At 32.7% G+C, this 13,272-nt stretch carries 9 protein-coding genes and 2 pseudogenes; 7 read left to right on the top strand and 4 right to left on the bottom strand.

Annotated features, from left to right (window positions below; genetic code table 11):
• Positions 1-157: 157 nt before the first annotated feature.
• Positions 158-556, bottom strand: a complete 399-nt coding sequence (locus HXV90_RS13260) for a hypothetical protein (protein WP_269897391.1) — start codon at positions 554-556, stop codon at positions 158-160.
• 122 nt (positions 557-678) lie between these two features.
• On the bottom strand, positions 679-963 hold the full coding sequence (locus HXV90_RS13255; protein WP_269897390.1) for a hypothetical protein: 285 nt from the start codon (positions 961-963) through the stop codon (positions 679-681).
• A gap of 357 nt (positions 964-1,320) precedes the next feature.
• Between HXV90_RS13255 and HXV90_RS13250 the strand changes: the two are divergent.
• A pseudogene (locus HXV90_RS13250) lies at positions 1,321-2,556 on the top strand (IS110 family transposase).
• A gap of 395 nt (positions 2,557-2,951) precedes the next feature.
• Here HXV90_RS13250 and HXV90_RS13245 read toward each other — a convergent pair.
• On the bottom strand, positions 2,952-3,944 hold the full coding sequence (locus tag HXV90_RS13245; RefSeq protein ID WP_216486250.1) for a DGQHR domain-containing protein: 993 nt from the start codon (positions 3,942-3,944) through the stop codon (positions 2,952-2,954).
• Between the two features lie 133 nt (positions 3,945-4,077).
• Here HXV90_RS13245 and HXV90_RS13240 point away from each other — a divergent pair, with 133 nt between their 5' ends.
• From HXV90_RS13240 to HXV90_RS13225, 4 genes are all read left to right on the top strand, one after another.
• A complete protein-coding gene (locus HXV90_RS13240) occupies positions 4,078-4,422 on the top strand; it encodes a helix-turn-helix domain-containing protein (RefSeq protein WP_259419748.1) in 345 nt (114 codons plus the stop codon).
• 96 nt (positions 4,423-4,518) lie between these two features.
• Positions 4,519-6,714 (top strand): DNA topoisomerase III, encoded by a 2,196-nt coding sequence (locus tag HXV90_RS13235; protein ID WP_269897389.1) that lies wholly within the window; start codon positions 4,519-4,521, stop codon positions 6,712-6,714.
• Between the two features lie 250 nt (positions 6,715-6,964).
• On the top strand, positions 6,965-9,367 hold the full coding sequence (locus HXV90_RS13230; protein ID WP_269897388.1) for a tetratricopeptide repeat protein: 2,403 nt from the start codon (positions 6,965-6,967) through the stop codon (positions 9,365-9,367).
• Positions 9,368-9,576: 209 nt separating this feature from the next.
• Positions 9,577-10,491: a PIN domain-containing protein gene (locus HXV90_RS13225; protein ID WP_269897387.1), complete on the top strand. Its 915-nt coding sequence runs from the start codon at positions 9,577-9,579 to the stop codon at positions 10,489-10,491.
• A gap of 218 nt (positions 10,492-10,709) precedes the next feature.
• Here the strand turns inward: HXV90_RS13225 and HXV90_RS13220 are convergent.
• Positions 10,710-11,030 (bottom strand): annotated as a pseudogene (locus HXV90_RS13220) (toprim domain-containing protein); the annotation flags it as partial.
• A 235-nt stretch (positions 11,031-11,265) separates the two neighbouring features.
• Between HXV90_RS13220 and HXV90_RS13215 the strand changes: the two are divergent.
• Together HXV90_RS13215 and HXV90_RS13210 are read left to right on the top strand one after the other, a co-directional pair.
• Positions 11,266-12,135, top strand: a complete 870-nt coding sequence (locus HXV90_RS13215) for a MurR/RpiR family transcriptional regulator (RefSeq protein WP_004225544.1) — start codon at positions 11,266-11,268, stop codon at positions 12,133-12,135.
• Between the two features lie 5 nt (positions 12,136-12,140).
• Positions 12,141-13,256 (top strand): M20 peptidase aminoacylase family protein, encoded by a 1,116-nt coding sequence (locus HXV90_RS13210; protein ID WP_112117218.1) that lies wholly within the window; start codon positions 12,141-12,143, stop codon positions 13,254-13,256.
• Positions 13,257-13,272 lie beyond the last annotated feature (16 nt).

Below are 13,272 nucleotides of genomic sequence, written 5' to 3'. Positions count from 1 at the left end.
AAATACTGTGAAAACAACATTTCCCTAACTTTGATTTGGGAACGTTTTTTTGTTTATTGATGTATGCGTTATAAATCCATGTTACACTAAAGTATCCCGTTAGTTTAAATACTAACCTACCATTCTTAGGGACATCGTTAGTTGCATAAGGAAATGCTTATTCTTCTTCAACTTTGAGATTTTTATAAAAGCTATCAACTATTGGATAAATATCAGGCTCTGTATAATAGTAATAGTCATTTACATAATTTTCTGTAAATATAAAAGTCATTTGTTCATCTTCATAAAGGGTAATGGAATAAAGGAATCCAGCTCTATCTTCTTGATTTTCTTCAGGTATAAATTGTACATCCTTGATTTCACTCAAAAACTCATCAATTACTTTTTTATCTGTTGTGATTTTTGAATAACCTGTACCTCCATCTTGTACTTGAATTTTAGTAACATCTTCAAGGTCGTTTTTATAAAATTCCGTAAGTGTTTTCGTTTCTAATCCACAGCCTGTTAAAAGAAAAATAAATAAAAATAAAGCTAACATTATTTTTTGAGTATACATTTCAACACCTCCGTATCAAAATCGCTATACTTTTAAATTAATTAAAGTATAACCTTCCCAAAGCGAGATTTGGGGACTTTTTGCTCTTAACGTTGTAAATCCAAATGAACAACAATAAGTAATTATTTTTTATTTTTTAGTTCTAAAAGTATAGGTGTTATATTTAGTAAAATAGAAACAATTGTCAGAAACCATAACGCCTTTTCCATAGTAGGTGCAACATCCAATAAAGCCGTCCAATCTTCAACTTTTACCCAATTAGATACAAGTCTATGTTCTGCACAGAGTGTCAGTGCTGTAAATGATAACCCGGTTGTCATCGCAAGTTTATAATCTTTACCTGTTGTATACATATAAAGATTTATAAAAGTTGCTACTATAGCAATAAGACCTAATATTAACCACAAAATGACACCTCCCTTTTTCAATATAGACATAAATTGTAATTAAATTGTTCCCAAACCCTTACTTGGTAATATTTAGCGAAAATTTGTTATTCAACAATCTGGCCCGATCGTAATATGAGGTTAGCCAGTTTTTTCTGGTTGACCTTTTTCTTTTAGGTCTTATTATAACGGTAGTCGGGGTAGAACGTCTGGCCCGTGGGACTAGATCCCGTCCGCAAAACTGTTCACCCCCTACTTGTATAAACATGTTTCGAGCTGGTTGGGACAAGGATCCCGTTTAACAAGCGAACCTATGACATTACAAGCAGCTTTAGGGGTTACCGACGAATTTAGTTTTCTTTAGGAGGAGATGTAATTATGAATCCAGTCGTTGGTCTGGATGTTTCAAAAGGAGAAAGTCAGGTTCAAGCCTTTTTAGATAAAGGCAAACCATATCGTAAGAGCTTTAGTATTAAACATACTCTTGATGGTTTAGGTAGTTTATTAGAATTTCTAAGGGAAATAGAGAAACTAGCTGATGGTAAGCAACCTTCGGTTATTTTAGAATCTACAGGTCAATATCATATGCCTGTCATTCAATTTTTGGAGGAGCAACAATACGTTTATATTATTGTAAACCCACTCATCTCTCATCGAGCTAGAAGTACAAATTTACGCAAAGTAAAGAGATGCCATTGATGCCTATCAACTATGTGAACTGTATTACAAGGAAGAGTTAGAACCATATAAAAAAGAGGCATACACCTCTTAAATCTTCGTAATCTCACTAGACAACAAGAAACAGTATCAAGCACAGCTGTACAAACAAAATTACAGCTACAATCAATCTTAGATCAAATATTTCCTGAATATAGAGGTGTCTTTGGGGATCTCTATTCAAAAATTTCGTTACAGATTCTATCAATCTTCCCAACCTCCAAAGAGGTTTTAAGTGTTAGCGAATCGGATCTTACTAATAAAATTGCAGAATTATGTACAACCCGTTCAGAAAAATGGGCAAAAGAAAAGGCAATTAAATTGAGAGAAGCTGCATTACGTAATCCATTTCAAAACAACTTGTACCAAAGCCATATCTTTAACCTAAGAATGTTTATTAACATTGTTCTTCAATATCAAGAGCATCTATCGAAGTTAGCAGCAGAAATAGATGCCCTCGCTAAAGAAATTGAAGAATATGAGATAATCCAGTCTATCCCTGGTGTTGGAGAAAAGATTGCGGCAACAATCATCTCTGAAATTGGAGAAATAGAACGGTTTAACCATCCTAAAAAGCTAGTAGCATTCGCCGGGATAGATCCTAGCGTTTACTCTTCTGGCCGGTTTACTGCTTCCATCAATCGCATAACCAAAAGAGGTTCTAGCAGGTTAAGACAAGCGTTGTTTATGGCTGTACAATGCGGTATAAGAGATGCACGTAAGCAAAAAACAAGTGAAGAAATAATCCCTAGAAATAAGAAATTAAGAGAGTTCTACAATAAAAAACGCGAAGAAGGGAAGCCTTTTAGAGTAGCCATAATTGCATGTGCTAATAAGCTTTTACATTGGATATATGCCCTACTAAAAAGAAAAGAAGCCTTCCAAAATTCGGTTTAAAAATCACATTTAAGTACATTGAGAAAAACCTTCCAATTTTAAAGAGGAAGGCTTATTTGCTGTACCCTTTTTTAGTATATCATGCGAGTTTTAATTTTTTTATTGAAAAATCTTGACAACTATTAGCTGGTTTTGTTGAACACAAGTTAAAAAATTACTTAAACTAACCAGCGCCGTTAGTCTAAATGCGTTTCTTCACTATCTTCATTGTTGCTTTAATAAAAATACCCAATAAAAATCATCTCTCAACAAAGAAGTCTCTAGTCGGGAGATGATTTTAATTAACCTATATTTAAAACTATCTAAATTTGTAGTAAGTTATCGACATTAATAAAAAGGCTACATTTCAAAAGATAAATTATATTATACTTTTGGAGTCCTTTAAATTTACTAAGTTATTTCAAACAATTTCTTATGTCCTCAGCTAAAATTTTTGACCCCGATATTCCTTTTAAAAATTTTAAATCTCCATTTGACGACCAATCGATTTCTCCTAAACTTTGCAGCTTTTTTGCGATTTTAACAGAATCTGTTTGTTGTGATTTTTCTGAGTAAAATTCATTCACTAGCTCATTACCTACTATAGCAAGAGCGTTTAAACATGTTATATGTGTGAGTCGGTAATTTTTATAATCATTCCATTCATCAGGTAGCAATTCTTTGATTAAATTAAAGTAAAATAATGTAATATTCAATATTTTTTCCTTTGGTAACTTTGCTAAAGGTGATTTTTTAGTTAATAAATTTACAATTTGATATAAATTTTGCAAAGTAATGTGTTTTTCCTTTGTACGTCTACCAATTAATGTTCCCTTACTAAAAAAGGGGCTTTCCGGCTTTATAATAAGATTAGTGGCTATCCATCCAAAATCGTCATTATTCCGATTTAAATAACGACTCAACGAAGTACCGATTCCTTTAGCTTTTGTATTAATGACATCGAAAAGTTTAATTTCATCATCATCATCTAAATAATGAAAAGCTAAAAATGGCACAGTCAATGTACTATCTGTTTCGCTAATATATTCTTTAATTCCTCCTAAACGATGCTGCCCGTCCATCAAGGTTCCCTTTTTTCGGCAGACTAAACGGCCATAGCTTCCTCTGCTTCTATCATATGCATGAAATTCCCAGTTTCCACAAGCATTTAGTAGTATAGGTGTATATAATGAATCTTCACCTTGCGATAAATAATCAGCAAAATCCTTACATCTCTTTTTGTTTATAGGACGTTGATAGCCTTTACCTGAAGGATCATTAAATAATTTAGAATAACAGAAATTAATAGCTATTTGTGATGATACAGCACCTTGATATATTACTCTTCCCCTCATCTTTGATTGGATAACATTTTCTATAACTATATTTGAACTTAAATGACTGTTCATATAAGTAAACACTCCTTAAAAATATTTCAAAGTACATAATAGTACTTATAAGTAATAAAAACAAATAAAATGTACTTTTATGAAACTTCATGTGAATTTGCGCCTCACATAGTCTTTAAGTGAGGTGATTAAAATGGAACAGTTAGTAGATATCGTTGGTGTTAATATTAGAGAAATTCGAAAGCAAAAAAAGCTAACCCAAGAAGAGCTAGCAGAAAAGTGTGGATTACAAACTTCTTATTTAGCAGGAGTTGAGCGTGGAGATAGGAATATTACTTTACAAACGTTAGAAAAAATTGCTTTAGGGTTAGAAATTAACGCTAAGGAACTATTTGAACTGGAATCACCATTAATTAAGCTAGCCTTGGAAAAACAACAATTACTACAAATATTCACAAGCTATATGCAAGATAAATCTGAAAAAGAGATTCAATTGTTAATAAATATTGCGAACAATATTTTTGAAACATACAAGTAATGATTTTATATAGTTTGAGCAAATGATAAAAAAGGCTCATAACTTATTTGAGAAAGAGTTCTATGTTATATTTGCATCATAAGAAAGGGTGTTTTTATGTCAAAAATAGCGGTGCTAGCTGAAAAACCTTCAGTTGCAAGAGATATTGCAAGAGTATTGAAGTGTAACAAAAAAGGAAATGGATATCTTGAGGGAGATAAATATATAGTAACTTGGGCTTTGGGCCATTTAGTAACACTTGCCGATCCCGAAAGCTACGATATAAAATATAAAACTTGGGATTTAGAGTCTTTACCGATGTTACCTGAAAAGCTAAAGTTATCGGTAATCAAACAAACAGGAAAGCAATATAATGCGGTCAAGCATGTATTAGAGAGATCGGATGTATCGAGTTGTATTATTGGTACCGATAGTGGTAGGGAAGGTGAGTTAGTTGCAAGGTGGATTTTAGAAAAATTAAAGTACAAAAAACCTATTCAACGATTATGGATTTCATCTGTTACCGATAAAGCAATTAAAGAAGGCTTTGCAAACTTAAAGCCAGGCAAAAATTACGATAATCTATATCATGCAGCGGTTGCTCGTAGCGAGGCAGACTGGTACATCGGTTTAAACGCAACACGTGCTTTAACAACACGCTTTAACGCTCAACTAAACTGTGGACGTGTACAAACACCGGTCGTTGCAATGGTTGCAGCACGTGAAGATGAAATAAAACATTTTAAGCCACAAACGTATTATGGCATTGAAGCGCAAACTAACGATAAATTAAAGCTAACATGGCAGGATGCAAAGGGCAATTCACGTAGCTTCGATAAAGATAAAATCGATACAATCGTTAAAAAGGTTAGCAATGACAATGCTAAGGTTGTCGAAATCGAGCGTAAACCGAAAAAAACATTTGCTCCTGGCCTATATGATTTAACTGAGCTGCAAAGGGATGCAAATAAAATTTTCGGCTACTCTGCTAAAGAAACATTGAACATTATGCAAAAGCTTTATGAGCAGCATAAAGTTCTAACTTATCCACGAACAGACTCGAGATTTATTTCAAGTGATATCGTTAACACATTACCAGAGCGTTTAAAAGCTTGCGGTGTTGGCGAATATCGTTCACTTTCGAATAAAGTATTAACGAAGCCGATAAAAGTAACTAAAGCATTTGTAGACGATTCTAAAGTGTCTGACCACCATGCTATTATTCCAACAGAAGAACATGTGAACTTTGCAAACTTTAATGATAAGGAACGTAAAATTTACGATTTAGTTGTAAAACGTTTCTTAGCGGTATTCTATCCTGCGCATGAATTTGAGCAATTAACGCTACGTGCAAAAATTGGCAATGAAAGTTTTATTGCAAGAGGTAAAACAATTGTGACAGCTGGTTGGAAGGAAGTATATGAAAACCGTTTTGATGATGAAGAAAATCAAGACGATTTAAAGGAACAGGTCTTCCCTCGTATAGAAAATGGTGCAACACTAGAAGTTCGTTTAATAGCACAAACATCTGGTCAAACGAAACCTCCTGCACGTTTCACTGAGGCCACATTATTGTCTGCAATGGAAAATCCAACAAAGTATTTACAAACAAATGATAAGCAACTAGCAGATACTTTAAAATCTACTGGTGGATTAGGAACGGTTGCAACACGTGCTGATATTATCGACAAGCTCTTTAACTCGTTTATGATTGAGCAACGTGGTGGCAAAGACATTTATATTACTTCAAAAGGTCGCCAGCTATTAGATTTAGTCCCAGAAGAGTTACGCTCACCTGCTACAACTGCTGAGTGGGAACAAAAGCTAGAGTTAATTGCCAAAGGGAAAATGAAAAAAGAAGTATTTATTAATGAAATGAAGCAACATACGCAAAAAATAGTTGCTGAAATTAAAGCAAGTGATAAAAAATATAAGCATGATAACATTTCAACAAAATCATGCCCTGATTGCGGAAAGCCGATGCTTGAAGTAAATGGTAAAAAAGGTAAAATGCTTGTTTGTCAAGATCGTGAATGTGGTCATAAGAAAAATGTTGCACGCATAACAAACGCTCGCTGTCCTCAATGTAAGAAGAAGCTTGAGTTACGTGGTGAAGGAGATGGCCAAATCTTCGTATGTAAATGCGGTCACCGTGAGAAGCTATCTGCATTTGAAGCTCGTCGTAAAAAAGAAGGCGGTGGTAAAGTGGATAAGCGAAGTGTTCAAAAGTACTTGAAGAAGCAAGATAAAGAGGCAGAACCTTTAAATAATCCTTTTGCAGATTTATTAAAGGGCTTTAATTCTGATAAATAAGCTCTCCAATTTTAATTAGAAGGTTGGGACCGAAGGCAGACTCGAAGGAATTTGAGTTTGTCTTCAGTATATTTTATTTTAAATTAATGTAACAAGTTGATTACCATTCCGAAGGAATAGTTTCGCAGGTAGGTGCCATTCTTCTTCATCACTTCACACCTGCAGACCCTCAATTCCCATAAGAATCGCCCCATGGCAGTTTATTTAATAAAAACGGAAATTAAATTATAAATGAAAGGTGAATGTTAATTTGAATACTCCATCTTTGATTATTTTTTTAAAAACTATTGGTCCTAAATTTTTTTCGTATCTGCTTCCTAAAGTTACAAATACAAAAATCTTTCGTGATATTAAAGATAAATGGGTAAGAGACAATTATACACAAAAAACTACACTCATTTTTAAAGCAGCTATTGAAGACGCAAAAGCAGTGTTGAATATTCCTGATGAATTAGCAGTAGCTTTATTAGAAGATTCTATAAACAGAGATGAGGTATTTCGCTGGATTTTAGAAGAGACCCCAGTAAGTATTAATACAGACGAACTAAATCTCGACCCCTATATGGAATCTTATCGAGAGTACCAAGATTTAATTAAACCCTTTTTTGAATTAATAGCTCTTTGTATGAATGACTATAAAACAAAAAATTGGGATCCAGAATTTTTAGAACTACTATACAAAATCGGAAATTTAGAAGAAACAATTAAAGAAGGCTTTAATACAGTGATTGAAAAGCAAGCTTTAACTACTAATTTAGTTGAAGAGAATAATAGTTACTTAAAAGAAATAATTACCCCTACTGAATTAAATGATTTAAATGATCTAATGAAAAAAGGTCTCTTAAATAGTGCTCGAGAAAAAGCTATTGAAAGATTAAATAAACCAAATCTAAAGCCCGACGAAACTTTAGAGCTACATATAGTAATAGCAAATACTTTTATTGAAACTAGAGAATTTGAAAAGGCTATTCGACACCTCTACACTGCCATCACACACTGCAAAGACGAAGCTAGAAAAGAACGTTTTTTAGCTCTTATAAACATATTTGAAGAACGTTTTAATAAAGCAGAAATTCACATTGGAAAAGCTATTGAAATAGGTGGAAAGACTTCTGAAAATCTTAGTGTCTTATTAAATGTTTTAATAGGCCAAAATAAATATCAAGAAGCTATTGATATTATTGAAAGTCAATCAGACGGAAAATTCGAGGAAACAAAAGCTAGTATATGGATTCTTTTGCAAGAGTTTGGAAAAGTCATTAATCTTGCAAGTGAAAAACTAGAGGATAATCAATTTAATATGGATTGGTTATTAATAAAAGCTGAAGCATTAGTATTACAATTAGAGACTAATCTGTCTAGAAATGAAATTGTATATCCAGAACTTACATTTAGAGAGGTGCTACCACTTCTTGAAAATATTGAAAAGCAAACACCCGAGAACTTTTATATTTTAGATAGAATAAAAGAGTTAAAAGCTTGTCTTTACTTTAGAACAAATAGGTTTTCAGAAGCTAAGATACTGTATGAAGAATTATTTCAAAAAGACAAAAATTATAGTAGTAAAATATTTGACAATCTACTTCTTAATATTATTGGTTCTAATGAATGGGAAAAATCTATAGTTTTATTAGAAGAGAAAAAAACTATCGATGGTTTAGACCTAGATGAAATGTTAATTTTAGCTGATTCATATATAAATTCAAGCATTCCTGCTAAAGCAGTACAACTTCTGCAAGAAAACCAATTACTGAGGGAGCCTAACTATACTAACTTTTCTTACTATTTTAAATATATTGATGCGTTGTTTGCACAATTAAAGCATGCGGACATTATAGAATTAATTAATTCATTTAATATCGACGAGTTTAATAGTTCGTTCAAAGACATTTTAAATGGATATTATTCATTTAAAAAACAAGATTGGGAAAAGACGATATCCCTTTTAGAACCCAATTTAGATAAATTCAATTATCAAGATAAGGTATCTATAAAAGTAATCTTAAGTATAGCTTATTACAATAAGAACACTAAAGATGATTATATAAAGATAAAAGAAATTATAATTACAATTCCTAATTGGATACAACACGAATCTATAGTTAATCGCTATATCCAAACTCTCTATGAACTTGGTGAATACAAAACTATAGTTGACTTTGAGGAGAAATTGCCTTTTAAATCTATTATCCTATCTGAGGTAATTGCAACTATTTATTTCAATTTTGGGTGGTATGAAAAGGCAAAAATTAATTATTTATCACTATACCAACAAACTAGAGAATTAAAATACCAATTAAGTTACGCAAATTGTTTTTATCAACAAGGGGATATCCAAACTTGCCTTGAAATTTTATCTGCTGCGGAAAATGAAGTAAATAAACGTGGAAATATAGAAGATTACCAGTTAATAAGTTTTGCATATAAAGAAGCAATGGAATATAGGAAGTCAATGGAATATGCGTATAAAACTTTCATGGCAGGTAAAAATTCCGCAAAAATATGGGGATTTTATTTTTACAATTTTTCAACGCTGAATCAGTTCATTAATGACCCTGAAGAAAACTGGATAAAAGAATACCAAAATATTATTAAAAACTTTGAAAGTACATTTCCAGATGATGATCCTATTTTAAAAAAATTACAGTATTAGAAAATGATAAAATATCTTCCGAATTAATTTCTAACTTAAAACAGCCAAAGGAATCTACAGAAGAACCTATTTCATTATTTATTAAGTATAAACTACCTATAAATTTTCTAGTCAACATCTTAAATCGAAACCCCTTTGAAACATGGGCATATGTAATTAATAATAAGGATCTCCCAATAAAGGTTATAAACGGGTCTGTTGAAGAATTAGTGTCAGGTTTAAAAATTGCTTTAAATTCAAAAGGAATATTATGTGATTTTACTACCTTACTAATGTTAAATCATTTAAATTTACTTGACATGCTTAAATCAGAATTCAAGTTATATATTCAACAAGAACAATTTGATTCAGCCTTACATGAATATTACAATAATAAACTTTCTATGCACAATGGTATTAAGACAATGTCATATGAAAATGAAAAAATACAAGTAATCGAATACTCTCCAAGCCAAGTAAAAGAAGCAGTACAAAATCAAGAGTATATACTTAACTGGATTAAAGAAAATTGCATAATGGTTGGTAATATTATTAAAGATCAAGTTTCTAATTCTAAAGAAATTCCATTCTTGGAAAACATTTTTGAAATATGTAAAAATCAATCACTAAATCTGTTAATCGATAGTGTAACTGTAAGAGATATAGCTAAAAATGAATTTAATATTAACTGTATCTCTACGCTAGATATAATGAATTTATTAAAATTCAGAAAAATTCAAACGCAACAAGAACAAAATTTCTTGATGGGTAAACTAATAATGGCTGGTTATACATTAATACCAATTACAGATGAAGTTTTCACTTGTTATATAAAAGAGAAAAATTACGTTATGGATTATGAAATGCAACTACTCTTTCATTATTTTAAAAATGAAGATTTAAAGGTAGAATTTTTGATAGATTTAGTCTCAAATATTCTTTATTGGCTATGGACTACAATAATCCAAATAAACGACAAACATACAATAACTGGTATTATTTGTGAGTATATTTGCTTTAACCGAAATAAAGACTTTATCATTTCTAATATACTGGTGAGGTCTGAAACAAAATTCAGTCCTTTTTCTGTACATCAAAAATTACTGATGAAACAATTTTTAACTGAATGGCTTGCCAAATCCTAAATACTTTTAAATGAAAAGAGGCCCTTAATAAATCATATTAAACGATTAATTAAAGGGTCTAGTTCTTAACATAACTCTATGTAAAGTATTATAGTCCCAATTATTTATGTGCAAAATTTAAAAATAATTATGTGCATTTTTACATCGAAAGATAATTAATATTTAACAATCTTTTTATATAATTAGGATTTATGTACATGATACTTTTATGGAGATACACCTGTATCTGTAGCAATGATGATTTCATTAACATCATTACGTGTAAGCTGACTTTTGACCGCATTAAATTGCTTTCCAGTTTGCTTTATAACCGTTAATTTTAAGCGTTCAGGTAACATGGGGAGATCTTCAAGATTCCATGTTTTATATTTCACATCATAGCTTTCTGGGTCAGCCAGTGTTACAAGATGTCCAAGCGCCCAAGTCACAATATATTTATCTCCTTCAAGGAAGCCATTTCCTTTTTTATTACACTTCAGCACACGTGCAATATCACGTGCTACAGAAGGTTTTTCAGCAATTACTACGCTCTTTGCCATTGTTAACACCCTTTCATAGTTCCATGGTTTTAAATATAGCATAGGTTGAGTGGGTTCGCAGTTTAACTGAAGCGAAATTTATTAAATGTCGGAGGATAGATTTAGGCAGGTAACAGTAAGGAAACATAAATTTCAGAAAAAATATTGAATTCTGAAAATTATTATGTTAGTCTAGTGTACATGAAAATGAAGTAACGACTTCATAGTATAGATAAAAAAAGGATGAGCTTCTTTTATGAGAGATCAAACAATTCAGCAAATGATTCAAGAGAAATATCAAGAGTTGTCTAAAAGTCAACAAAAGGTAGCTACATTCATATTAAAAAATTTACAGACAGTAGGAATCCACTCTGCTTCATATGTAGGGGAAAAGGCCGGAGTAAGTGAAACGACAGTTATCCGTTTTTGTTACGCATTAGGCTTATCTGGTTATGCACAATTGCAACGTCAGGTAACCATGCATTTATTTAATGAAGGGAATGCAAGTAGTTTGCAGAATTATTTGCAATCGAAGCAAGCTCTTTTTGAAAATCCACGTTTTTATGTAAAGACGATGGAAAAGGATGCATCTCGCATTTTAAATATGGCTAAAAACATTAACGAGGAAGACTTTAATCGAGCTTCAGTATTGCTCCATGAGAAGAAAAAAATATATATTGCAGGGAATGGCTCTTCCCATTTAGCTGCACAGTGGCTTCATTTTACATTAAATCTTTTGCGACCGAATGTTGTTTTATTAAATTTTGAAACAAGTGAGGTCATACGTGCTATTCAAGAGATTGATGAAAATAGTGTAGTAATTATTTTATCATTCCACCGTTACTTTAAAGAGCCGATCCAATTTGCAGCCGAATTACAAGAAAAAAAATGTGAGATTATTGGCATAACCGATTCTCAGATTGCACCTATAACTCAATATGCAACTATTACCTTTGTGAATGAACAACAACAAGAAGTTTCAACAATTGATGCTATGCCAGCACTCATAGCATTTTTAAATACACTAATAGCAGGAATGACTGCTCAAGATCATGACTATTATGAAAATCAGCGCGTAAAATATGACGATTTTCAAAATAGCTTTTTAGCAAACCGATGGAGTTGACTAATATGAATCAAATTTTACAAGAGTTACAGCCACTTCTTACAGATATTTTTAAACATTTACATGAACATCCAGAAGTTAGTTGGCAAGAGCACAATACAACTCAATATATAGCAAATTTATTAAGAGAGGCCCAAATGGAGCCACACCTTTTTGAAGATATGACAGGACTTTATGTTGATATAGGGGAGGGAACACCTAGAGTAGGGTTCCGCACTGATATAGATGCACTTTGGCAGGAGGTTAATGGTGTCTTTCAAGCTAACCATTCTTGTGGACATGATGGTCATATGACGATGGCTATTGGAACTGCATTGCTGTTAAAGGACATGGAGCATTTACTGTCAGGTGCTGTACGCATACTATTTCAGCCTGCTGAGGAAAAGGCCCAAGGAGCACGCGCATTTGTCGAAAAAGGTATTATAGATGATTTAGATTATTTATTTGGTGTCCATGTTCGACCATTAAAGGAATTACAGGATGGTTCGTATGCACCAGCATTATACCATGGAGCAGCAAAGCTTTTTACAGGGACCATTATTGGGGAAGAGGCACATGGCGCACGACCAGAACTCGGCATTAATGTAATTGAGGTTGGAGCAGCTATAGTCGAAGGTCTTCAAAAAATTTGGACGGATCCAACTATCTCTGCCTCTGTCAAAATGACACAGTTTAATGCAGGAGGTACCTCCACAAATATTATTCCTGGTAAAGCTAGCTTTAGCATTGATGCACGAGCTCAAACAAATGAAGTGATGCAGGTAATCACAGAGGGGGTAGAGCGTGTAAAAGCATCTGTTGAAGCGATGTATGGTGCCAAGATATTCTTACAGGTAGATGCTCATATAGTGGCAGCATTGGTGAATGATGAAGCCTTACAACATATGAAGGCAGCTATTATTGATGTAGTTGGGGAAAAGGCTTGCGCTCCATCAGTTGTTACACCAGGAGGGGAGGATTTTCATTTTTATACCTATGAACGTCCGAAGCTTAAAGCTACAATGCTTGGATTAGGCTGTGGGGTTACTCCTGGCTTACATCATCCGCAAATGACCTTTAATCAAGACCGGCTGTTAGTAGGAGTAAATATTATTACAAGGGCTATTTTGAGAGCATTATAAAGATATAGAAAGAAGA

It is taken from the genome of Lysinibacillus sp. JK80, from assembly GCF_027557635.1.
GTDB classification, from domain to species: domain Bacteria; phylum Bacillota; class Bacilli; order Bacillales_A; family Planococcaceae; genus Lysinibacillus; species Lysinibacillus capsici.
Note: the sequence above shows the minus strand (reverse complement) of the source record. Positions and strands in the feature narration are given on the sequence as shown.

Coding starts and splice junctions, on each gene's coding strand:
- HXV90_RS13235 (WP_269897389.1), top strand. CDS start 4,519: ATGTCAAAAATAGCGGTGCTAGCTGAAAAACCTTCAGTTGCAAGAGAT.
- HXV90_RS13240 (WP_259419748.1), top strand. CDS start 4,078: ATGGAACAGTTAGTAGATATCGTTGGTGTTAATATTAGAGAAATTCGA.
- HXV90_RS13210 (WP_112117218.1), top strand. CDS start 12,141: ATGAATCAAATTTTACAAGAGTTACAGCCACTTCTTACAGATATTTTT.
- HXV90_RS13215 (WP_004225544.1), top strand. CDS start 11,266: ATGAGAGATCAAACAATTCAGCAAATGATTCAAGAGAAATATCAAGAG.
- HXV90_RS13245 (WP_216486250.1), bottom strand. CDS start 3,944: ATGAACAGTCATTTAAGTTCAAATATAGTTATAGAAAATGTTATCCAA.
- HXV90_RS13260 (WP_269897391.1), bottom strand. CDS start 556: ATGTATACTCAAAAAATAATGTTAGCTTTATTTTTATTTATTTTTCTT.